Origin of the sequence: Microlunatus kandeliicorticis (genome assembly GCF_014137855.1) — a bacterium.
GTDB classification, from domain to species: domain Bacteria; phylum Actinomycetota; class Actinomycetes; order Propionibacteriales; family Propionibacteriaceae; genus Microlunatus; species Microlunatus kandeliicorticis.
The window spans coordinates 339,065-361,803 of sequence record NZ_JACGWT010000005.1 but is presented as its reverse complement, the minus strand read 5'-3'; the positions used below and the strand labels follow the sequence as shown (position 1 = coordinate 361,803).

General features: G+C 73.1%; 16 protein-coding genes. 9 read left to right on the top strand and 7 right to left on the bottom strand.

The features are described 5' to 3' along the window. Window positions 1-89: 89 nt before the first annotated feature. The gene (locus tag FHX74_RS16315) at window positions 90-701 is read right to left on the bottom strand and encodes a TetR/AcrR family transcriptional regulator (protein WP_328823871.1); all 612 of its coding nucleotides are present in this window, start codon (window positions 699-701) and stop codon (window positions 90-92) included. 202 nt (window positions 702-903) lie between these two features. Here FHX74_RS16315 and moeZ point away from each other — a divergent pair, with 202 nt between their 5' ends. After that, window positions 904-2,076 carry an adenylyltransferase/sulfurtransferase MoeZ gene (moeZ, locus tag FHX74_RS16310; protein WP_182561243.1) on the top strand — a complete coding sequence of 391 codons (1,173 nt, stop codon included), beginning with the start codon at window positions 904-906 and terminating at the stop codon, window positions 2,074-2,076. Between the two features lie 75 nt (window positions 2,077-2,151). On the opposite strand, the gene FHX74_RS16305 is transcribed toward moeZ, so the two are convergent. The 3 genes from FHX74_RS16305 to FHX74_RS16295 form a co-directional block, all read right to left on the bottom strand. Further along, window positions 2,152-3,153, bottom strand: a complete 1,002-nt coding sequence (locus FHX74_RS16305; protein WP_328823870.1) for an ABC transporter permease — start codon at window positions 3,151-3,153, stop codon at window positions 2,152-2,154. Next, the gene (locus tag FHX74_RS16300) at window positions 3,150-4,040 is read right to left on the bottom strand and encodes a carbohydrate ABC transporter permease (protein WP_182561242.1); all 891 of its coding nucleotides are present in this window, start codon (window positions 4,038-4,040) and stop codon (window positions 3,150-3,152) included. The genes FHX74_RS16305 and FHX74_RS16300 overlap by 4 nt, the downstream gene beginning before the upstream one ends. A gap of 74 nt (window positions 4,041-4,114) precedes the next feature. Next, window positions 4,115-5,890, bottom strand: coding sequence for a type 2 periplasmic-binding domain-containing protein (locus FHX74_RS16295; protein ID WP_182561241.1), 1,776 nt, complete (start codon window positions 5,888-5,890; stop codon window positions 4,115-4,117). 299 nt (window positions 5,891-6,189) lie between these two features. Here FHX74_RS16295 and FHX74_RS16290 point away from each other — a divergent pair, with 299 nt between their 5' ends. After that, a complete protein-coding gene (locus FHX74_RS16290; protein WP_182561240.1) occupies window positions 6,190-6,978 on the top strand; it encodes a FadR/GntR family transcriptional regulator in 789 nt (262 codons plus the stop codon). 110 nt (window positions 6,979-7,088) lie between these two features. Here the strand turns inward: FHX74_RS16290 and FHX74_RS16285 are convergent, their stop codons facing one another. The 3 genes from FHX74_RS16285 to FHX74_RS16275 form a co-directional block, all read right to left on the bottom strand. Further along, entirely contained in the window at window positions 7,089-7,292 is a 204-nt protein-coding gene (locus tag FHX74_RS16285; protein ID WP_182561239.1) for a cold-shock protein, read from the bottom strand. A gap of 271 nt (window positions 7,293-7,563) precedes the next feature. After that, entirely contained in the window at window positions 7,564-7,911 is a 348-nt protein-coding gene (locus FHX74_RS16280; RefSeq protein ID WP_182561238.1) for an MGMT family protein, read from the bottom strand. After that, window positions 7,908-8,420, bottom strand: coding sequence for a DUF427 domain-containing protein (locus FHX74_RS16275; RefSeq protein ID WP_182561237.1), 513 nt, complete (start codon window positions 8,418-8,420; stop codon window positions 7,908-7,910). The genes FHX74_RS16280 and FHX74_RS16275 overlap by 4 nt, the downstream gene beginning before the upstream one ends. 80 nt (window positions 8,421-8,500) lie before the next feature. On the opposite strand from FHX74_RS16275, the gene FHX74_RS16270 reads away from it, so the two are divergent. The 7 genes from FHX74_RS16270 to nudC are packed head-to-tail and all read left to right on the top strand — an operon-like array spanning window position 8,501 to window position 22,451. Then, on the top strand, window positions 8,501-9,253 hold the full coding sequence (locus tag FHX74_RS16270; protein WP_328823869.1) for a pirin family protein: 753 nt from the start codon (window positions 8,501-8,503) through the stop codon (window positions 9,251-9,253). After that, on the top strand, window positions 9,250-10,476 hold the full coding sequence (gene serB, locus FHX74_RS16265) for a phosphoserine phosphatase SerB (RefSeq protein WP_182561236.1): 1,227 nt from the start codon (window positions 9,250-9,252) through the stop codon (window positions 10,474-10,476). The genes FHX74_RS16270 and serB overlap by 4 nt, the downstream gene beginning before the upstream one ends. A 4-nt stretch (window positions 10,477-10,480) precedes the next feature. Then, on the top strand, window positions 10,481-12,421 hold the full coding sequence (locus FHX74_RS16260; RefSeq protein WP_182561235.1) for an outer membrane protein assembly factor BamB family protein: 1,941 nt from the start codon (window positions 10,481-10,483) through the stop codon (window positions 12,419-12,421). After that, window positions 12,418-14,274, top strand: coding sequence for a hypothetical protein (locus FHX74_RS16255; RefSeq protein ID WP_182561234.1), 1,857 nt, complete (start codon window positions 12,418-12,420; stop codon window positions 14,272-14,274). Before FHX74_RS16260 ends, FHX74_RS16255 begins: the two co-directional genes overlap by 4 nt. Before the next feature lie 12 nt (window positions 14,275-14,286). Further along, window positions 14,287-17,703: an ATP-dependent helicase gene (locus tag FHX74_RS16250; protein ID WP_328823868.1), complete on the top strand. Its 3,417-nt coding sequence runs from the start codon at window positions 14,287-14,289 to the stop codon at window positions 17,701-17,703. Beyond that, window positions 17,700-21,563 (top strand): UvrD-helicase domain-containing protein, encoded by a 3,864-nt coding sequence (locus tag FHX74_RS16245; protein WP_182561233.1) that lies wholly within the window; start codon window positions 17,700-17,702, stop codon window positions 21,561-21,563. Before FHX74_RS16250 ends, FHX74_RS16245 begins: the two co-directional genes overlap by 4 nt. Before the next feature lie 21 nt (window positions 21,564-21,584). Next, window positions 21,585-22,451, top strand: a complete 867-nt coding sequence (nudC, locus tag FHX74_RS16240) for an NAD(+) diphosphatase (RefSeq protein ID WP_328823867.1) — start codon at window positions 21,585-21,587, stop codon at window positions 22,449-22,451. Window positions 22,452-22,739 lie beyond the last annotated feature (288 nt).

Here is a 22,739-nt window from a genome sequence, read left to right as displayed (position 1 = left end):
TCGGGTGCACGGGCGGCAGGGCTTCGACTCTAGTCGGCAGCACCGACACCCGACCCCGGGCGCGGATCCGACGCGCGGGCGACCTGCGGTCAGTGCTGCTCGGTGCGCGGGAACCCGCCGATGCCGCGCCACTGCAGGGTGGCGATCAGCTGCTCGGCCTCGGCCGCGTCGATCTCGCGGCCCTCGGACATCCAGTAGCGCGCGCTGACCTGGGCGGCCCCGACCAGCGAGATGGCCAGCAGCTTGGCCTTGGCGGGCGGCAGGGCGGTGTCCTCGGCGATCACCAGGGCGACGGAGTCGGCGATCTCGTCGTTGAGCCGCCAGAGCCGCTCGGCCACCAGCGGCTCGGCGGTCAGGTCGCTCTCGAAGACGAAGCGGAACTCGGCGCCCTCGTGCGAGACGAACTCGTAGAAGGCCCGGGTGGTGCCGCGCACCCGTTCGGCGTTGTCCCGGGTCGAGGCGAGCGCACGGGCGAGCAGCGCGGTCAGCCGTTCGCAGCTGGCGTCGAGCAGCGCCAGGTAGAGCTCGAGCTTGGAGCCGAAGTGCTGGTAGAGCACCGGCTTCGAGACTCCGGCCGCCTCGGCGATGTCGTCCATCGCGGCGGCGTAGTAGCCCTTCTCGGCGAACAGCTCGCGCGCGACTTCGAGCAGCTGGGCGCGACGCTGGTCCCGGGGCATCCGGACGACGCGCTGGCTGGCCACGTCGGCATGCTACCGACCGGTAGCTTCCGGCCCGGTCCACCGAGCCGGTCTGCCGGCGCACGCGGCGAGCCGCGGTGCGGCGCCGGGTCCGGCATCCGGAATAGCGGCCCGGCCGGGGGCGTTGACCGCACAGTTGGACCGAGGAGCGAGTTGGCGACAGCCGCGCCGTCCCGGACGAGTGCGATCGCATTGGAGGAGTGACGTGGCCCTGCCACCGCTGGTGGAACCCGCCGCCGAGCTGACCGTCGAGGAGGTCCGGCGCTACAGCCGGCACCTGATCATCCCCGACGTCGGGATGGACGGCCAGAAGCGGCTCAAGAACGCCAAGGTGCTGGTGATCGGTGCCGGCGGTCTGGGCAGCCCCGCGCTGCTCTACCTGGCCGCCGCCGGGGTCGGCACCTTGGGCATCGTCGAGTTCGACACGGTCGACGAGTCGAACCTGCAGCGCCAGATCATCCACGGCCAGTCCGACATCGGCAAGTCGAAGGCGCTCTCGGCCAAGGAGAGCATCGCCGAGGTCAACCCGCTGGTGAACGTCGTCGTGCACGACACCCGTCTCGACAACGACAACGTGATGGACATCTTCGCCGGCTACGACCTGATCGTCGACGGCACCGACAACTTCGCCACCCGCTATCTGGTGAACGACGCGGCGGTGCTCAGCCACAAGCCGTACGTGTGGGGCTCGATCTTCCGGTTCGAGGGCCAGGTCAGCGTGTTCTGGGACGACCACGGCCCGAACTACCGTGACCTGTACCCGGTCCCGCCGCCGCCCGGGATGGTGCCCAGCTGCGCCGAGGGCGGCGTGCTCGGGGTGCTCTGCGCCTCGATCGGCTCGATCATGGTGACCGAGGCGATCAAGCTGATCACCGGCATCGGTGAGCCGCTGATCGGCCGGCTGATGGTCTACGACGCGCTCGAGATGAGCTACAAGACGCTCAAGCTGCGCAAGGACCCGGCCAGCGAGCCGATCACCGGTCTGATCGACTACGACGACTTCTGCGGCGCGATCACCGACGAGGCCGCCGAGGCCGTCGCCGGACACACCATCAGCGTTCAGCAGCTCGAGCACTGGCTGAGCGACCGGGAGACCGGGGCGCGCGACTTCGTGCTGATCGACGTGCGCGAGCCGGTCGAGCGCGAGATCAACCAGATCCCCGGCTCGATCCTGATCCCCAAGGGCGACTTCCTCAACGGGTCGGCGCTCGGTAAGCTGCCGCAGGACAAGCAGGTGGTCCTCTACTGCAAGGCCGGCACCCGCTCGGCCGAGGCGCTCGCCACCGTGCACGGCGCGGGCCTGGCCGACGCCGTGCACGTCGGCGGGGGAGTGAGCGCCTGGGTCAGCCAGATCGACCCGAGCCAGCCCGCCTACTGAGCGCACCGCCCGACACCGGACGAGCCGCCACCCCGACCGGGGTGGCGGCTCGTCGTGCGTCCGGGGCGGAGTCGGTCAGAACAGGCTGTTCTTGGTGATCTTCTTGCTGAGGAAGTTCACCGTCATCAGCAGCACGAACGAGATGATCGACTTGAACAGGCCGATCGCGGTCGCGTAGGAGTACTGCGGGATCGCCGAGCGGAAGGCGATCTGGTAGCTGTAGGTGTCGATCACCTGCGAGGTGCCCAGGTTGTTGTTGTTCTGCATCAGCAGGATCTTGGTGAAGTCACTGCTGAGGATGTTGCCCATGCTTAGGATCAGCAGGGTGATCATCACCGGCAGGATGCCGGGGACGTCGATGTGCCAGATCCGGCGGAGCACACCGGCGCCGTCGACGCGGGCCGCCTCGTGCAGCTCGGGATCGATCCCGGCCAGCGCCGCCAGGTAGATGATCGCCGCGAAGCCCATCTGCTGCCAGGCGCCGGACCAGACGTAGGTGTGCCGGAACCAGCCCGCGCTGACGAAGTCGACGGTCTGGCCGAAGAGGGCCTGGATGGCCACGTTGACCACGCCCGAGCTCGGCGAGAACAGCATGAAGATGATGCCGACCACGATCACCGTGGAGATGAAGTGCGGTGCGTAGGTGATCATCTGCACCGCCTTCTTGAACTTCGAGCGGCGGACCGTGTTGAGCAGCAGGGCCAGGATGATCGGCAGCGGGAAGGTCGCCACCAGGCTGTAGAAGCTCAGGATCAGCGTGTTCTTCAGCACCGGCCAGAACAGGTAGCTGTTGATGAACTGCTCGACGTAGCGGGTGCCCGCCCACGGGCTGCCGGTGATGCCCTTGGTGATGTTGTAGTTCTTGAACGCGAGCTGCAGCCCGTACATCGGCCAGTACAGGAAGAGCAGCGCGAAGATCACCGGCGGGATGACCAGCACGTAGAGCTGCCAGGAGCGCGCCATCCGGGTGCGCAGCGGGAGCTGGGACCGGTACTGGCCCTTGTTGCGGCCGCGACGCTTTTCGACGTTGACGACCGCGGCGGCCGGGGTCAGCTGGGGCAGTTGGGTGGCGGTCACTTGACGGCTCCGATCAGCGCGCCCTTGACGAAGTGCTTCTGGACGAACGGATAGGCGATCAGCGGGGGCACCATCGCCACCACGATCATCGCGTACTTGAGCTTGTCGAACAGCTCCTTCTTGGCCAGGATCGCGGCCACGTCACCGCTGCCCATCATCGACGGGCTCACCGAGCTCTCGGCCAGCAGCTGCTGCAGCACGAACTGCAGCGGCGACAGGTCGGGGTTGGACGTGTAGAGGAAGGCGTTGAACCAGTCGTTCCACTGGGCCAGGCCGTAGAAGAGCAGGTTGACCGCGATGATCGGCTTGCTCAGCGGCAGCGCGATCCGGAAGAACATCGAGAAGTCGTTGGCCCCGTCGACCCGACCCGCCTCGACCAGCTCCTTGGGCACGTTGATCTGGTAGAAGGTCCGGGTGATGATCACCTGGAACATGCTCATCGCGGTCGGCAGGATGATCGCCCACCGGGTGTCCAGCAGGTCCATCTGCTTGATCACGATGTAGAGCGGGACGATGCCCGCGGAGATCAGCGTGGGGAGCAGGAAGAACACCACGATCACCCGCCGGAACGGCAGCTCCTCCCGCGAGGCCACGTAGCCGGCCAGGACGGTCAGCGTGGTCCCGATCAGCGCCGCGGTCACGGTGTAGAGCACCGAGTTGCCGAAGCCGATCAACAGTCGCGGCGACGCCCAGATCGCCTGGTAGGCCTGGGTGCTGAACCCCACCGGCCAGAGGTAGACCTCGTTGTTGGCGATCGCGGTGGCGTCGGAGAACGAGGCGCTCAGCACGTAGATCAGCGGATAGAGCACCAGTGCGCAGAAGATGCCGAGCACCAGGTAGTTGACCAGGTAGTAGGCCCGGTCGCTTCTCGAGTCGTGGATGGCCACGTCCGTCCCCTTTCAGTCCGTGGCGGCCGTCGTGCCGGGGTGGCGGATGCTCCCGCCACCCCGGACGGCGCCGATCACTTGGGCCGGGTGTCGTAGGCCTTCTGGTAGATGTCGAGGTAGTCCTGGACCTTCATCGCGTCGAACTGGGCGACGTAGGCCTGCCAGTCGGCGTCGTTGTTGGGGTCCTTCTTGCCGAGCGAGAAGTTCGACAGGCCCACGCTGACCGCCTGGTAGACCGAGGTGGCGATGTCGGCCTGGGTGGCCGCCGAGTCGTCGGGGATGATCAGCGGCGGGAGCTGCATGTCCTGCGGCTCGGCGAACGGCTTGTAGGCCTCGCCGGCCGCCCAGAGCCCGGCCTCGAAGGTCGGCGCCTTCGGGTCGACCTGCTGGCCGCCGCGGAAGTCGATCGAGCGGTACATCGGGGCGTACTGGTTCCAGGACATCCCCGCCGGGGCCGGCCACTGCTTGTCGCGGAACAGGGCGCCCTTGCCGTTGATGCCCTTCTGGTCCTTGTCGCCCCACCACCAGTTGCTCTCGTAGATGCCGTCGTAGGCCCACATGATCGAGCGCAGGTCGTACATGTAGTCGGCCCACTGCACCAGCACCTCGGGCTTGGTGCACTTGCTGGTGATGACCAGACCGCCGCCGGGGCCGGTGGAGTAGCTGTAGTAGTCCCACTGGGAGTAGTTGACGCCGCTCGGGCCCTTGACCGGCGGGACCGCGACGTAGTCGCGCCAGAGCGCGTTGGCGTCGAGCGGCACCGGGTTGAAGAACGAACCCCACCAATAGGAGCGGGAGAATCCGACCCGGCCGGTGTTGCCGGCCTGCTGGAGCTCCGCGCCGGTCATCGAGAACGCCTGGGCGGTGAGCAGGCCGTCCTTGTTGAGCTGGTTGAGGTACTTGAGCGCCTCGCGCCACTCGTCGAGCCGCGCGGTCAGCTCGACCTTGCCCTGGTTGAGCCGCAGCCAGCCACCGGTGTTCGACCCGGGCGGGCTGTAGAGGAAGGACTGCATGAAGTAGTTGTCCAGCGGGTTGCCCTGGCCGGCGGTGAAGGGCAGGAAGCCCGACTTGCCCGAGGGGTTCTTGCCCTGGAACTCGAGCAGCAGCTGGCGGAGCTCCTCGGTGGTGGTCGGCATCTGGCCGCCGACCTTGTCCATGTACTCCTTGTTGATCCAGGCGCGGCCCTGGCTGCTGCGGCAGTGGTAGCAGTCGTTGACGCCGGGCATCTGGTAGAGCTTGTTGTCGCTGCTGGCGTTGAGCGCCCGCAGGCCCGGGACCTCCTCGAACATCTTGCGCGCCGCGGGGGCGTAGACCTTGATCAGGTCGTCGACCGCGGTGAAGGCGCCCTGCTGGCCGTAGAGCGACACCTGCGCCTGGGTCAGCGGGATGCCCATGAAGGCGTCGGGCAGGTCGCCGCTGGAGAGGATCGCGTTGACCTTGGTCAGGTCGGTCGAGCCGTCCGAGGCGGTGGTCAGCACCTCCTGGAACTGGATCTTGACCCCGGTCAGCTTCTCGAAGTAGGCGGTCGCCTTGTTGTTCGCCCAGCTGCCCACCACGGTGGCGTCGGTCGGGACGACGATCTTGAAGGTGGTGCTGCCATCCCCGAACGGCTTGAGGTCGCGGGCACGCGGTCCGACGTAGGGCGAGGGATAGGTGGGTCCGTCGGTCGCGTCCGCCGGGAGCTCCAGCGGCGCCTTGCCGTTGGTGTTGTCGCTTCCGGATCCCGAGTCGCTGCCGCTGGAGCTGCAGGCCCCCAGCAGCGACGGGACGGCGAGCGCGGAGGTCCCCACCGCGGACGCTTTCAGAAGTGACCGGCGGGTGAACGGCGTGGTGCCGTCGGCCTGTGACATGGGAGCTCCTCGTTGATGCGTCCGTGGATTCACACCGGGCGTGTGTGGCAGGAGTGTGGCACACGAAAGATCGGATGACCAGATCTCTGCAAAGGCTTCCTGAGGTGTCTTTTCGAGGCCCTCAGGACGGCATCCGAGCGCATCTCCCGCGTGTATCTCCGTTGGATAACGGTTTGCGCGGATCGCTGCGGAGTGGGTGATGGACAGTCCGAGGGTGTCGTGTCACCATGTCCGCCACCAAGGGTCCGATGTTTGCCCCACGCCGGCCCACCGATCGACGTTGCAGTCAGGAGGTGCCGATGGTCACGATCCCCGCGGCCAACCGGACGCCGGTGCTGGAGAGCGCGGCGGTCACCGACGTCGCCATCGGCAAGATCAAGCAGATGATCACCAGCGGTGAGCTGGCACCCGGCGACAAGCTACCGCGTGAGGCCGACCTCGCGGTACGTCTCGGGCTGTCGCGGAGCTCGCTGCGCGAGGCGGTCAAGGCCCTCTCCCTGATGCGGGTGCTCGACGTCCGGCAGGGCGCCGGCACCTACGTGACCAGCCTCGAGCCCTCGATGCTGCTCGGCGCCATGGAGTTCCTGGTCGACTTCCACACCGACGACTCCGTGCTGCAGTTCCTCCAGGTCCGGCGGATCCTCGAGTCGGCCGCGGCCGCCCTGGCCTCGCAGGCCATGACCGAGGCGGACCTCGACGCGCTCGACGTCCACCTGGCCCTGCTGTCCGACGACACCTCGGTGGACGCGATGGTGGCCCACGACCTCGAGTTCCACCGCCTGATGGTGGCCGGCTCGGGCAACACCGTGCTGATGTCGCTGCTGGACGGCATCTCCGGTCCGATCCAGCGGGCCCGGCTCTGGCGCGGGGTGACCGAGCTCAACGTCCGGCAGCGGACGGCCTCCGAGCACGCCACCGTGGTGCGCGCGCTGCGGAGCCGGCAGCCCGACGTCGCCGCCGCGGCGATCGCGGTGCACATCGCCGGCGTCGAGCAGTGGTTGCGGACCGGCCCCGGTTACGGCGCGAACGGGCGTCCCGTCCCCGAACGACCCGTCCCCGAACGCCCGGCCGAACGCCCGGTGGCCTGAGGTCTCGGGCGTCGGCGTCCGCGGGGAGCGGGCCCCCGGAACGCGACGACGCCCCCGCACCTCACGGTGCGGGGGCGTCGGCGTTCGTCCGAAGACTCAGTCGGTCGACCTCAGATCGCGTGGACCTGGTCGGCCTGCGGGCCCTTCGGGCCCTGCGTCGTCTCGAACTCGACCCGCTGGCCCTCGTCGAGGGTCCGGAAGCCGGACGAGTCGATCGCGCTGTAGTGGACGAAAACGTCCGGGCCGCCGCCGTCCACGGCGATGAAGCCGTAGCCCTTCTCAGCGTTGAACCACTTGACGGTTCCCTGCGCCATGAAAATCTCCCTAAGCATCTGGCGTTCGAAGCCGCACCTCACGGCTTCGATTGCTGTCGGGCGAAACACGGGTGACGCCCATGAAGTACACCGGGCGTAGCACGAACCACGACACAGAGACTTGCAAACAGCAGGCCTAGCCTGGCACAAGTTGGCGCCGCTGCGTAACCACCGTCCGGCCTTCTTCCGGTTTTCCGTGGTTTTCCGCAGGCGTCGCGCCTGGTGACACCGGGATTCGACGACGGGATCGGGCTCGGGAGCGCCGGAGCGGTCAGGGCCAGCGGCACCGGGCCAGCGCGACCCGGTCGTCGCGGAGCGGGACGCCCTCGGCCGCCAGCCGGCGCAGCGCCTCGGTCTCGTGTCCCCGGGCCGGGCGGCCGTCGGCCCGCACGACCCGCCACCAGCACACCGCGGCCCCGTGCCGGGCCAGCACCGCACCGACCTGGCGGGGTCCGCCCCAGCCGAGCTCGTCGGCGACGAGCGCGGCCAGCGCGCCGTAGGTGGTGGCCCGTCCCTGCGGGACCTGCTCGACCGCGGCCAGCACCGTCTCGGCGTACCGCTCCCGGCGCTCGTCGGCGCCGTCGGGGCCCGTCCGGTCGGGCGGCGACGAGGGACTCACCAGCCCGTGCTGCCCGGCCCGCCCTTGAAGGGCCCGACCACCCGGTCGGTCACCCACCCGCCGTAGAAGCCGCCCGGCTGCGGTCGGACCACCTCGCCGTCGACCAGGCACTGGTCCATCCGGCCCGGGTAGAGCGCGACGTGGTCGACCAGCGCGGCGAACGGAGCGGTCGGGCTGGGGTAGTACCAGGCGGCCTGCGCGGCCACCACCTCACCGTGCTCGCCGCCGACCACGTCGAGATAGGAGGCCTGGCCCTTCCACTCGCAGAACGAGTGGCCCGGGGCCGGGCGCAGTGAGCCCTCGACGAAGTCGGTCCGCGGCAGGTAGTAGGTCGGCGGGTGCGAGGTCTCGAGCACCTGGAGCGCCGCGTCGGTGGTGCAGACCCGCACCCCACCGAGCACCACGACCACGTGCTGCCCGGCCGGCCGGAGCGCCGGCGGCCGCGGGTAGTCCCACACCGATTCCTGACCAGGGCCCGGCTGCTCGGGCTTCGGACGTCGTCCCCACACGCCGCCAGCGTAGGCGCCGCCCCGCACGGGACGGGTGAGATCGCCTGGCCCGGCCCGGGCTCGCTGGTTACGGTGACCGGGTGCGTCAGGACCCCCGACTGCAGGTGCTGCGCTCGGGCGAGCGGTTCCGCACCAGCACGTCCTGGGTGAGCAGCCGGCACAGCTTCTCCTTCGGCGCCCACTACGACCCGGCCAACGTCGGCTTCGGCCCGCTGCTCGTGCACAACGAGGAGCAGGTGGCGGCCGGGACCGGATTCGACCTGCACCCGCACCGCGACGCCGAGATCGTCACCTGGGTGCTCTCCGGGGCGCTCGCGCACACCGACACCGAGGGCCGCAGCGGCGTCGTCCACCCCGGGCTGGCGCAGCGGATGTCGGCCGGGCGCGGGATCAGCCACGCCGAGCGTGCCGACGCCTACCGCGACGCCTCCGGCTGGCGGCTCGACCCGGACCGGGTGACCGAGCCGGTGCACTTCGTCCAGATGTGGCTGCGCCCCGACGAGCCCGGGCGGGAGCCGTCCTACGCCCAGCGTCTCGTCGCCGACGCCGACCTCGCCGCCGGCTGGGTCCCGGTGGCCTCCGGCCGGCACCCGGACGCGGCGATCGATCTGGGTGCCGAGGGCAGCACGCTGTGGGTCACCCGGCTCGGGACGGGGGAGCGCCGGGTGCTGCCCGAGGCGCCCCGGGTGCACCTGTTTGTCGCCCGCGGTGCTGTCGGGGTGGAGGGGGCCGGACGGCTCGACAGCGGCGACAGCCTCCGCGTCGAAGGGCCGGCCGCGCTCCGGCTGACCGGTCGCCGGGACAGCGAGCTGCTGGTCTGGGAGCTCCGATGACCGACCACACCGCCGACCCCGCCCGCACGGCCGGTGAGCCTGCGGCCGGTCCGCGGTCGCCGCTGCTGATCCGGGTCTCCGGCCGCGACCGTCCCCGGCTGACCGCGGACCTGCTCCGGCTGGTGGCCGAGGCCGGCGCGCAGGTCGAGGACATGGAGCAGCTGGTGGTCCGCGAGCGGCTCACCCTGGACGTCCTGGTCCGGCTCGACGGCGCCGACGAGGCGCTGGTCCGCGACGTCCTGTTCTGGGGGTTCACCCACGGCCTGGCCGTCGACTTCGAGCAGGTCGAGCGCCGCTCGCAACGGGCCAACCTCCGCCGGCACGCGATCACCGTGCTCGGCGAACGGCTCGGGCCGGCGGTGCTGGCCGCCGTGGCCGACGCGGTGGCCGGCACCGGCGGCAACATCGACCGGATCGTCCGGCTGGCCACCGACCCGGTCACCGCCTACGACCTGGTGGTGATCGCCGGCGACGTCGAGCGGATGCGCCGGGCGCTGGTCGAGGTGGCCGGCGAGCACGGCTGCGACATCGCCGTCCAGGTCAACGGGCTCGAGCGCCGGGCCAAGCGGCTGGTGGTCATGGACGTCGACTCCACCCTGATCACCGACGAGGTGATCGAGCTGCTCGCCGACGAGGCCGGCTGCCGCGACCGGGTCCGGGCGATCACCGACCGGGCGATGGCCGGCGAGCTCGACTTCACCGACTCGCTGACCGAGCGGGTGGCGCTGCTCGCCGGGCTCGACGAGGACGCGATCGAGCGGGTGCGGCGCCGGATCCGGCTGACCCCGGGCGCCCGCACCTTCGTCCGGACGCTGCAGCGGCTCGGCTTCGCCGTGGGCGTCGTCAGCGGGGGGTTCACGCCGTTCACCGACGCGCTGGCCGCCGAGCTGGGGCTCGACCACGCCTACGCCAACCGCCTCGAGGTGGTCGACGGCCGGCTCACCGGACGGGTGGTCGGGCGGGTGGTCGACCGCGCCCGCAAGGCCGAACTGCTGGCCGAGATCGCCGCGGCCGAGGGCGTCCCGCTGACCCAGACCGTCGCGGTCGGCGACGGCGCCAACGACCTCGACATGCTCGCCGCCGCTGGGCTCGGCATCGCGTTCAACGCCAAGCCGGTGGTCCGTAGACAGGCCGACACCACCGTCTCGGTGCCCTATCTTGACGCGATCCTCTTCATGCTCGGCATCCGCGGCGCCGACGTGGACCGCAGCGACGAGGGGTGAGCGGATGACCGCGGGCTCCGGCGACGACCAGCCGACGCCCTGGGCGCCGTTCCCGGTGCAGGACTGGTCACGGATGCCCGCCGCGGGGAGCGAGCTCGACCCGTCACCCGGCTGGGGCCCGCCGACCGGGTCGCCGACCCGGCCGTCGCACCGGCCGGAGAACCGGCGCACCGCACTCCGGCACCGGCTGCTGCCGCCGGTCACCGTCGCGCTGGTGCTCGTGCTGGTCGCCGCCGGTCTCGGGGTGGCTGCTCGCGCCGGGGCGGGCGGTGAGGCGCCGAGCAGCGACTACCTGCCCGCCGACGGGGCCGCCTGGACCTCGGTGGTCGAGTCGACGACCCCGGCCGGCACCGACCGCACGGTCGCGGTGGTCGAGTCGGCCCGGCTGGGCGGGGTCGAGGCCACCCAGACCCTCGGCAACCAGGTGGGTGTGCAGCTGCTGACCGCCCTGGGCATCCGCGACACCCGCTCGCCGGCCCGGGTCTGGCGGGTGACCTCGACCCCGGTCGGGCTCGCCGGAACCGACCCGACCACCCGGCCCGACGCCCAGCGCAGCCGGTTCTACCGGGTCGACCGAGGGGTCGAGCTGGTGCTGGACAGCGGGCCGGACGGGCTCACCACCTTCGACCCGGGGCTGCGCGAGCTGCCCGCCGAACCGGAGCCCGGTGACCGCTGGACCAGCCGGGGGAGCGCCGGGGCGGGCCGCACCTACACCGCCTCGATGTCCGCGGCCGCGGCCGGCACCGGCTGCCTGCAGGTCACCGGGACGCTGACCTTCGCCGGCTCCGGGGACACGGCGCCGCACCGGCTCACCCGCACCTGGTGCCGCCGGGAGGGTGCGGTGCAGCTGGCGGACCGCAGCTCCGCGGCCGGACAGGACGTCGGCAGCACCGAGCGCTTCGCCCCCCGCACCGCGCTCCCGCAGATCCCGGTCACCGCGACCGGTACCGACCCCTGGGGCGACCCTGCCCGCTGGCGGGCGCGCACCCTGCCGCTGCGCTCGGTCGAGGGCGGCGCCGACCCCGGCTCGCTCGGCGTCGCGGTCACCCAGCAGTCCGCCGCGGTCACCGCCACCGGACTGCTGGCGCGTCCGGTCGTGCAGGGTCGCGACGTGATCATCACCACCCCCCGCACCGAGGACCTGCTGCTGGTCCGCCGGCTGCACCCGGGCGGGCTGCCGACCATGATCACGGCGCTCGGGTCGGCGGTGGTGGTCGCCACCACCGGGCGCGAGCTGGTCGGCTACGGCACCGACGGCCTGCGCCGCTGGACGCTGGCGGTCCCGGACGCGATCACGCTGCCGGGACTGGCGGTCGGGGGCGACCTGGCCGTCACCACCGCGGCCGGCACGGTGATCATGGTCGACCCGCGGACCGGGCGGGTGCGCTGGCGCCACGACGTGGGGGCCGACCCGTCGGCGCCCCCGGTCACCGACGGGGCGCAGCTGCTGGTCGCCGACCGCTCCGGCACGCTGACCGCGCTCGCGGTCGCCGACGGGACGGTGCGGTGGACGGCGCAGGAGCCCGGTGTGTCCCGGATGACCACCGCCGACGGGCTGCTGGTCACCGACGACGCCAGCACGCTGGAGGGACGGTCGCTGGCCGACGGGAGACTGCGCTGGCGCTGGCCGCACGCCGACCTGGTCCGGTCGCTGGTCGGGCTCGGTGGGACGGTCGTCGCCGGCACCGACCGGACCACCACCGGTCTCGGGCTCGACGGCACCCCGCGCTGGACCGCTCCGCCGCTGTCCACCGCCGTCGGTGACGGGACGGCGGTGGCCGGGCTGTCCGGTGACGCGCTGCTGGTGATCACCGGGGACGGCCGGACGGTCGCCCGGGTACCGGTCGCCCCGGCCCGCGCCGACGAGACCCGGACGCTGGTGCGGGCCGGCGACGGCGTGATCATGACGTCCTCGGTCTTCGGTGCCGTCCAGGTGATCACGTGAGCACGCCGGTGACGCGCGACCCGGCCGCCGGCCGGGTCGTCGACCGGACCCGCCGGTTCGTCGGCGTCGTCGTCCGGCGGGCGGTCGTCGACCCCGTCCGCGACGGCCGCCCGCGCGCCCACGACTGGCCGCCGGGCTGGCGCAGCGTGGTCGCGGTGGCGCTCGGCTGTTGCGTGCTGTCCGCGCTGCTGGCGATCACCTCGCCGCTGCTCCGCGCGACCCTGCCGCTGTTCACGATCGAGGCCCAGGAGGCGGTGCTCCCGCGTGCGACGGTCTGGCCGCTGCTGTTGTCGATCATCGTGCTGCTCGCGCTGGTCCAGACGGCGGCGCTGCACGCCCCGTGGTGGCTGCGCACGCTGGGCACCCTGATCTCGGTGGGAACCCTGCTGCTGTGGGGATTTTTCGGCCTGGTCCAGGCCGACGGGCTGGCCCGGCTCAGCCCGGTGGTGCCGCTGGGCCTGATCATCGTGCTGCTCGTGCTGGTCGTCCTGCGGGCCCCGCGACGCCCGGCCTGGTGGGAGTTCCCGGCGGTGCTGGCGGTGCTCGGGATCGGCGTCGCCGCCGGGCCGCTGACCAGCGGGCTCGTCGCCACCGGTCAGGCGCTGGGCTACGACGCCGTCCCGCTGCTGGTCGCCACCTCGATCCAGGACTCGGCGCTGCTCGCCGTCCCGGTCATGATCGCCGCCGGGCTGTCGGTGGCCGAGCTGACCGTCGGACTGACCGTGCAGGCCGGCACCCAGGCTGCCCGGGTCTCCGGCCGGCGCTGGGCCTACCTGGTGCTCGGCGCGGTCGCGGCGGTCCGGCTCACCCAGGCCGTCGTCCAGCTGCTCGGCTGGGACCCGGTGGCCGACGGGCCGGCCACGGTGATCACCACGCTCGCCGTCGCCGGACTGCTCGCCGGCGTCGGGCTGACGGTGATCAGGATCGCCGGACGGCCGGCGGCCGGCACCGCCGAGCAGCTGCCCGAGCAGGCGAACCGGATCGGCCTCCCGGTCGGGGTGGCCCTGGCCGGACTCGGGGTGGTGGCCAGCGTGGTGATCATCGTCCGTGCGCTCGGCGTGCTGGTGCTCAGCGGCGTCACCGGCAGCGTCGACCTGCCAGGGCTGACCGCGCTCTCGTCGGGCTCGCGGCTGGTGCTCGGCGTGGTGCTGGTGCTGCTCGGCTTCCGCCGTGCCCGCCGCCGCGACGTCCGCCAGGGCCTGGTGCTCGGGCTGACCGGGGTGGTGCTGGTCGGGCTGAGCAGCCGGTTCCTCACCGGCTTCCGCTGGCCGACCACCCTCGACCCCGACCTGCTCAACCTGGTGGGGACGCTGGCGGTGCTGGTGATCGGGGTCTCGGCGTGGCTGCGCCACCGGCTCACCCCGCGGTGCGCGGTCCAGCTCGCCACCGCGCTGGTGCTCTCGGCGCTGTTCTCGGCCCGCGACGTGCTCGCCGACCCGCTCGGCGCGGCGCTCGGGGTGTCCGGGGTCGCCCTGGTCGTCTTCGGCGTGTTCTGGGACCTGCTGACCGGGTCGGAGTGGGCGAACCGGTCGAGCCGCCGGCTGCCGGCCGCGAGCCGGGTGCTGCTCGCGCTGGCCAAGACCCTGCTCGGCCTGCTGGTGGTGGGCTATGCCGCGCTGGCCCGCAGCGCGGTCAACGTCGCCGACCCCGACGTCTACGCCGAGCTCGGCGACCTGGTGCTCGGCACCGCGCTGGTGGCCGCCGCGTTCCTGGTGATCCTCCGCGCGGTCGAGGAGGACGTCCCGACCGGCGCGGCTCCGGAGCCGGGCCCCGACCGGCCCGGTTCCGCCGGTCCGGGTGGCCCGGATCCCGCGGGCGCCGCGGGTCGACCGGGCGGTGTCGGTGCCGTTTGATCCAATGACCGGGTGGTGAGCACGGGGGTCGGCGCGGGTCGGACGGGAACAGCGGAGGCCGGGCGCGAGCGCGGCGCCGCGGCACCCGCCTACGAGCTGGTCCGCACCGCCGACGTCCGGCGTCCCGCGCCCGAGCTCGACGCCGCGCAGCGGGCCGTGGTCGCCCACCCGTCCGGCCCGTTGCTGGTGCTCGCCGGCCCCGGCACCGGGAAGACGACCACGCTGGTCGAGGCCGTGGTCGACCGGATCGACCGGCGCGGCCTGGCCCCGGACGCCGTGCTGGCGCTGACCTTCTCGCGGCGCGCCGCCGCCGACCTCCGCACCCGGATCGCCGCCCGGCTGGGCCGGTCGACGCTGACCCCGCTGGCCATGACCTTCCACGCGTTCTGCTTCGCGCTGCTCCGGCGGTTCTCCGCGGTGGCCGGCGAGGTCGTCCCGGGCCGACCCGAGCCCGACGGGATCAGCCGGCTCCGGCTGCTGACCGCGCCCGAGCAGGAGTTCCGGGTCCGCGAGACGCTGGCCGGCAGCCCCGAGTACGGCCGGGTCGACTGGCCGCCGAGCGTCGACCGGGCCTTCCCGACCCGCGGGTTCGCCGCCGAGGTGCGCGCGGTGCTGGCCAAGACCCGCCAGCTCGGGATGGACCCCGAGGACCTGGTCGACGCCGGGCTGGCCGCCGGACGTCCGGAGTGGAGCGCGGTCGGGCAGTTCTTCGACGAGTACCTCGACGTCCTCGACGCCGAGCAGGTGCTCGACTACGCCGAGCTCGTGCACCGGTGCCGCATCCTGCTCTCCGACCCCGAGGTGCTGGCCACCCTGCGTGCCGAGATCGGCTGCGTCTTCGTCGACGAGTACCAGGACACCGACCCCGCGCAGGTCAAGCTGCTCCAGGCGATCGCCGGGCAGGGCCGCGACGTGATCGCCTTCGGCGATCCCGACCAGTCGATCTACGGCTTCCGGGGCGCCGAGGCCCGCGGGATCCTCGACTTCCCCGAGCGCTTCCCGACCCGTTCCGGCCGGCCGGCCACCGTGCTCGCGCTCGGCACCACCCGTCGGTTCGGCCGGGAGATCCTCGAGGCCACCCGGCGGATCGCGGTCCGGCTGGGGATGCCGCGGTCGCTGCCCGCCGAGGTGTTCACCGACTTCCGCCACCCCCGGCCCGATCCGGCGGCGCCGCGTGGCCGGGTCGAGGTGATGACCTGCGCCAGCGCGGGGGCCGAGGCCGACCAGATCGCCGACCTGCTCCGCCGGGCGCACCTGCACGACGGGCTCGGCTGGGACGAGATGGCGGTGCTGGTCCGCTCGGGCCGGCAGACCATCCCGGCGCTGTCCCGGGCGCTGGTCGCCGCCGGGGTGCCGGTCGAGGTCGCCGGCGACGAGATCCCGCTGGTCGCCGAGCTGGCCGTCCGGCCGCTGCTGGTGGCGTTGTCCGTGGCGGCCGGACGCTGTTCCGACCGCGTGCCCGGAGCGGCCGCGCCGAGCGCGGGCGGCGACCTGACCGGCGAGCAGGCGCAGCTGCTGCTGACCTCACCGCTCGGCGGCCTCGACAGCCTGGGTGTCCGCCGGCTCGGCCGGGTGCTCCGCCGGGCCGAGGTCGAGCTGCTGGCCGGCACCGGGCTGCCGCGGCCGTCGGACGAGCTGCTGCAGCGCGCGCTCGCCGACCCGGACGTCCTCGACGAGCTGCCGGAGGCCGATCTCGACCGCCCCGAGGTCGTCGCCGCCCGGGCGTTGGCCCGGCTGCTGGCCGAGACCGCCGGCACCATCGCCGCGGGCGGGACCGCCGAGCAGGCGCTCTGGCAGCTCTGGACCGGCACCGACTGGCCCGAACGGCTGCAGCGCCGCGCGGCCGGCGGCGGCGACCAGGCCCGCCGGGCCGACCGCGACCTCGACGCCGTCTGCGCGCTGTTCGCCATCGCCTCGCGCTCGGAGGAGGTGGCCGGCCTCCGCGGGGTCACCGGCTTCCTCGCCGAGGTGCAGGCCCAGGAGATCCCGGCCGACCCGCGCACCGAGTCCGAGCTCCGCGGCACCGCGGTCCGGTTGCTCACCGCACACCGGGCCAAGGGGCTCGAGTGGCCGCTGGTGGTGGTCGCCTCGGTGCAGGAGGGCAGCTGGCCCGACGTCCGCCGTCGCGGGTCGCTGCTCGAGGCCGACCGGCTGAGCCGCACCGGGCTGGCCGAACTGGTGCCGACCGCGCAGCGGATCGCCGAGGAACGCCGGCTGTTCTACGTGGCGTGCACCCGGTCCCGGCGCCGGCTGGTGGTCAGTGCCGTCGAGGGGACCGAGGGGGAGGGCGACCAGCCGTCGCGATTCCTCGCCGAGCTCGAGGTGCCGGTCCGACGGCTCAGCGGGCGCCCGGCCCGGCCGCTCACCCTGCCCGCCCTGGTCGGCGAGCTCCGCCGGATCAGCACCGACCCCGACACGGTCCCGGCCCTCCGCGAGGCGGCCGCCCAGCGGCTCGCCCGGCTCGCCGACGCGGTCGACGACGAGGGCCGGCCGCTGGCCCCGGGGGCCGACCCGGCCCGCTGGTGGGGGATGGCCGAGCTGACCGAGGTCGGCCGGCCGGTGCTCGCCCCCGACGTCCCGGTCCAGCTGTCGGGCAGCCAGCTCGCCTCGGTGCTCGACTGCCCGCGGCAGTGGTTCCTGGCCCGGCGGGCGGCCGCCGAGTCGAGCCGGAGCACCGCGGCCAGCTTCGGGTCGGTGGTGCACGTCCTGGCCGAGTTCGGCGCCGACTTCGGCACCGGGGACGACCCGGACCGGACGGCGGCGCGGCAGCAGGTCAGCGACCACCTGGAGAGCGTGTGGGACCAGCTCGACTTCGACGCCAACTGGCTCTCCGACGTCGAGCGGATCGAGGCCGAGTCGGCCTACGAGCGGTTCGTGGCCTGGCAGGAGGCGCAGACCGACCGCACGCTGCTGGGCACCGAGGTCCCGTTCGCCTGCGAGCTCGAGCTGGACGGTGAGCGGATGCGGCTGACCGGCACCGCCGACCGGGTCGAGCGGGACGCCGCGGGACGGATCCGGATCGTCGACTTCAAGACCGGGAGGCGAGCTCCCACCGGGGCCGAGGTGGCGGTCCAGGACCAGCTCGGCGTCTACCAGCTCGCGGTGGCCCAGGGCGCGTTCCGGGACGTGACCGGCGACGACCACCGCTGCGGCGGCGCCGAGCTGGTCTACCTGCGGCTGCCGGACGGCGAGACCGGGCTGCCCAAGGTGTTCGGGCAGGCTTCGCTCGAGGACGTCCCGTTCCCGCACGGCGCCCCGGACCCGGCCGACGGCACCGCGCACCCGACGTGGGTGCACCGCCGGCTCGCCGAGGCGGCCGCGGTGATCCGCTCCGAGCGGTTCGTGGCCCGGCCCGGTCCGTCGTGCCGCTACTGCCCGTTCCGGGCGAGCTGCCCGGCCCGCACCGAGGGCCGGATGGTGGTGGCGTGACCGTCACCGCGTTGCCGGTCCCGCGGCGGTCGAACGCCCGCGTCCTCGCCGGGCCGGGCGACCTCGTCGACGCGCTCGGGATCCCGTTCTCCGAGCAACAGCTCGAGGCGATCACCGCGCCGCTCGAGCCGGGGGTGATCATCGCCGGCGCCGGGTCGGGCAAGACCACGGTGATGGCGGCCCGGGTGGTCTGGCTGGTCGGCACCGGCGCGGTGCGGCCCGAGGAGGTGCTCGGGCTCACCTTCACCCGCAAGGCCGCGGCCGAGCTGTCCGCGCGGGTGCGCACCGCGTTGCTCTCGGCGGGCGTGGTCGACGAGCGCGGGGTCGACGAGGCCGGCGAGCAGCTGATCATGACCTACGACGCGTTCGCCGCCCGGCTGGTCGCCGAGCACGGTCTGCGGATCGGGGTGGACGCCGACGCGACCATGATCACCGGCGCCACCCGGTTCCGGCTCGCCTCGCGGGTGGTCCGCAGCGCGGCCGGGCCGTTCGAGCACCTCTCCCGGCTGCGGCCCGACACCGTGGCCGAGCGGGTGCTCAAGCTCGACGCCGACCTGGCCTCGCACCTGGTCGACCCGGCCCGGCTCGACAGGCACGCCCGGGCGAACCGGATCGGTTTCGCCTCCGCCCCGCCGAACCAGCGCGGCAACACCTACGCGGAGGTGAAGAAGGCGCTGGCCGCCACCGACGAGCGGCTCGAGCTGGCCTCGCTGGTCCGCGACTACCAGCAGCTCAAGAGCCGCCTGGGGGTGATCGAGTTCGCCGACCAGATGGCCATCGCCGCCCGGCTCGCGGTCGAGGTGCCGGAGGTGTCGGACCAGCTGCGCAGCGCGTTCGGCGTGGTGCTGCTCGACGAGTACCAGGACACCTCGGCGGCGCAGGCGATCATGCTCCGCGGACTGTTCTCGGGTCACGCGCCGCTGACCGGTCGCGGTCACCCGGTGACCGCGGTCGGCGACCCGTTCCAGGCCATCTACGGCTGGCGCGGGGCGGCCGCGAGCAACATCCTCCAGTTCGCCGACCAGTTCCGGCGTCGCGACGACACCCCGGCGGCGCGGTTCTCGCTCACCGTCAACCGGCGCAGCGGGCCGCGGATCCTGGACGTGGCCAACCGGCTGGCCGGGCCGCTGCGGGTCGAGGTGAGCGAGCGGCTGGCCGCGCTGGTCGGCCCGGACCCGAGCGGGCGACCGGACCTCGACCCGCTGCGGGCCCCCGACGGCACCCGGCCCGGACAGGTGCGCGCGGCGACGTTCGACACCTGGGCCGAGGAGGTGACCTGGATCGCCGACCGGATCGTCGCCGACCGCGGCACCGACGCGCCGCGCTGGTCGGACATCGCCGTGCTGACCCGGCGGAATGCCGACATCGGCGCGATCTACGCCGAGCTGACCGCGCGCGACGTGCCGACCGAGATCGTCGGGCTGGGCGGGCTGCTCAGCCTGCCCGAGGTGATGGACGTGACCGCGACACTGCGGTTGATCGACGACGTCACCGCGAACCCCGAGCTGGTCCGACTGCTGACCGGCCCCCGGTGGCGGATCGGTCCGCGGGACCTCGCGCTGCTCGGGCGCCGGGCCCGGCAGCTCGCCGAGCATGACCACGGGCGTCCGTCCGGGGCGCGGCCGGGCAGCCGGTCCGCCGACGAGGACCGCTCGATCCTCGGCGCGCTCGAGGAGGCGGTGGCCGACGTCGACCCGACCGAGGTGGTCAGCCTGCTCGACGCGCTCGAGCACCCGGTCGACCCGGAGCAGGAGGCGGCCGGCGAGGGGTCGTCCGGCGGGTTCTCCGCCGAGGCGCTGACCCGGTTCGCCGCGCTGGCCGCCGAGCTGGCGCAGCTCCGCCGGCACGCCGAGGAACCGTTGCTCGACCTCTGCCGCCGGGTGATCACGGTGCTCGGGCTCGACGTCGAGCTGACCGCCACCACCGAGTACGCCCGGACCCGGCGTCGCGACCAGCTCGGCGCCTTCCTCGACGCGGTGGCCGACTACGTCGACGTCGACGGGCAGGCCTCGCTGTCGGGGCTGCTGGCCTACCTGCGGGCCGAGTCCGAACAGGGCGCCGGGCTCGAGCAGGCGCTGCCCACGGCGGAGGACTCGGTCAAGCTGCTCACCGTCCACAAGGCCAAGGGCCTGGAGTGGGAGGTCGTGTACCTGCCCGCGCTGATGCAGGGCACCTTCCCCAGCGACCGGGTCAGCGACAACTGGGTGAGCAGTGCGGCGGTGCTGCCGGCCGACCTGCGCGGGGACGCCGGCTCGATCCCGCAGCTGGAGGACCACACCGGAGCAGCGGTCAAGACCTACACCCAGCGGCTGCGGGAGCAGCAGCTGCTGGCCGAGGACCGGCTGGCCTACGTCGCGGTGACCCGCGCGCGCTCGGTGCTGGTGGGCACCGGGCACACCTGGCGGGTCGAGGCGGTCCGCCCCCGGGTGCCGTCGAACTATCTCAAGGCGATCATCGCCGCGGCTCGGGAGCAGGACCAGTTGCTGGCCGAGGCCGGCCCGGTGGCCGACGCCAACCCGCTCGAGGTCGAGACGCCACCGACGCCATGGCCACAGCCGCTCGACCCGGACGGCTGGCAGCGGCGTCAGGACGCGGCCCAGCGGGTCCGGCTGGCCCGGCGGCGGTTCGCGGTGAGTGGTCGCTATGATCCGCCGGCGGCCGAGGCACCCGACCAGCTGCGGCTCGACGAGGAGGAGCAGGTGGCGGCCTGGGACGCCGACATCGACCAGCTGCTCGGCGAGGCGCGGGCCGCGCGGCGGGGACGGCGGTCGGTCGAGCTGCCCGGGACGCTGTCGGCGACCAACCTGCTGCGGCTGCGGACGGACCCGGGCCGCTACGCCGCCGAGCTGGCCCGACCGATGCCACGGCGACCGTCGACGGCCGCGCGGTTCGGCACCCGGTTCCACCAGTGGGTGGAGCAGCACCTCGGGTCTCCGGACGTCCAGCCGAGCCTGATCGACCCCGACGACTCGACCGACCGCACCGAGCTGGACGCGGCTACCGAGGGCGAGTTCGCCGAGCTCTGCACCACCTTCGCCGCCGGCCCCTTCGGGTCGGCGCGCCCGTTCGGGCTCGAGATCCCGTTCTCGGTGCTGATCGCGGGCCGGGTGGTCCGCGGCCGGATCGACGCGGTCTACCGCGCCGGCCCCGACGGCTCACTCCCCGGTGACGACCGGCTGGACCTGACGACGCGCGCAGGGCCCTCCGACACGCGCGCGGAGCCCTCCGGGACGCGCGCTGAGCCTGTCGAAGCGCCAACCTCCACCGCGGGAACGCGCGCTGAACCCTCCGGGACGCGCGCTGAGCCCTCCGGGACGCGCGCTGAGCCTGTCGAAGCGCAGGCCTCGAGCGGGCCGCAGCACGCTGAGCCCTCGAGAACGCGCGCTGAGCCTGTCGAAGCGCCGACCTCCACCGCCGGAACGCGCGCTGAGCCCCCCGGGACGCGCGCTGAGCCTGTCGAAGCGCCGGCCTCGAGCGGGACGACGCAACCTGAGCCCTCCGGTGCGCGCGCTGAGCCTGTCGAAGCGCTGGCGTCGGGCGAGCCGACGCACGCTGAGTCCTCCGGGACGGCCGCTGAGCCTGTCGAAGCGCCGACCGCTGCACCGGGCCCGGGCGCACCGCCGTACCGCTACCGGATCGTCGACTGGAAGACCGCCCCTGGCGACGGACCCGGGGATCGGGCCGACCCGTGGCAGCTCGCGCTCTACCGGCTGGCCTGGGCCGAGCTGTCCGGGGTGGGCCCCGAGGAGGTCGACGCGGTGTTCTACTTCGTCGGCTCCGACACGGTGGTCCGGCCGCCGAGGCTGGCCGACCGCGCCGCGGTGGAGGCCGCCCTGCGGGCCGTGCCGCTGGCCGACTGAGCGGTGCGGAAGACTGGAGCCGTGACGACCTGGGACGAGCCGAGCCTGATCGACCGGGCCGAGGGCCGACGTGGCGCCGTGGCGTGGGTGGGGGAGCTCTGGAGCACACCAGGGACCCGGGTCCTGCCGGTCGACGAGCACGGGGCGTTCGCCACCGGCGAGCGGGGCAGCCGGTTGCGCTTCGTCGAGGCGACCGGGTCGTACCGGCCGCAGGAGCACCTGCTGCTCGGACTGGTCGAGGGGACTGCCTACTTCGCGGCGCCCGCGGTGATCGACGACGACAAGCACACCATCCGGGAGGTCGGCGGCCTGCTCGGGGACGTCGACCGCGAGCTGGCCACCACCGCGGCCGCGCTGACCCACTGGCACCGTGCGGAGCCGCGCTGCCCGCAGTGCGGACGGCCGACCGAGATCCGCAAGGCCGGCGCGGCGCGGTTCTGCCGCCACGACGACCGGGAGCTGTTCCCGCGGACCGACCCGGCGATCATCGTCGCAGTGACCGACCCGGAGGACCGGCTGTTGCTGGCCAGCCAGGTGGTGTGGGGTCCGCACCGGGTGTCGGTGCTGGCCGGTTTCAACGAGGCGGGGGAGTCGCTCGAGCAGACCGTGCACCGCGAGGTGTTCGAGGAGTCAGGGGTGCGGCTCAAGGACGTGCGTTACTTCGGCAGCCAGCCGTGGCCGATGCCGCGCTCGCTGATGCTCGGCTTCAGCGCGGTGGCGGCGAGCACCGACATCGTGGTCGACGGCACCGAGATCGGTGCCGCCGACTGGTACACCCGCGAACGGGTGCGCGCCGAGGTCGAGTCCGAGCACCTGATCCTCCCCGGTAGCAGTTCGATCGCCAACCGCCTGATCACCGCCTGGCTCGAAGGCCGCCTCCGCGACTGACTGGCCTGTCTGGTCATCGCGCGCTGCGCCCGACCTTGACGGCGCGCGGAGCCGCGAAGGTGCGCCGAGCTCGCCGAAGCTCCTGTGCGCAGGAAAGTTTGCTGAGCTTGTCGAAGCGCAGTTGATCTTGGTACGGGCTTCGCCCTTCGACAGGCTCAGGGCACCGTGGCTGCAAGACGCCGACCGCGCGCTGGGTTGGACGTGCGCTGAGCTTGTCGAAGCGCGGTTGATCTTGGTGGGCTTCGCCCTTTGACAGGCTCAGGGCACCGTGGTTGCGTGACGCTGACC

Coding starts and splice junctions, on each gene's coding strand:
- serB (WP_182561236.1), top strand. CDS start 9,250: ATGACCGACCACACCGCCGACCCCGCCCGCACGGCCGGTGAGCCTGCG.
- FHX74_RS16260 (WP_182561235.1), top strand. CDS start 10,481: ATGACCGCGGGCTCCGGCGACGACCAGCCGACGCCCTGGGCGCCGTTC.
- FHX74_RS16290 (WP_182561240.1), top strand. CDS start 6,190: ATGGTCACGATCCCCGCGGCCAACCGGACGCCGGTGCTGGAGAGCGCG.
- FHX74_RS16285 (WP_182561239.1), bottom strand. CDS start 7,292: ATGGCGCAGGGAACCGTCAAGTGGTTCAACGCTGAGAAGGGCTACGGC.
- FHX74_RS16295 (WP_182561241.1), bottom strand. CDS start 5,890: ATGTCACAGGCCGACGGCACCACGCCGTTCACCCGCCGGTCACTTCTG.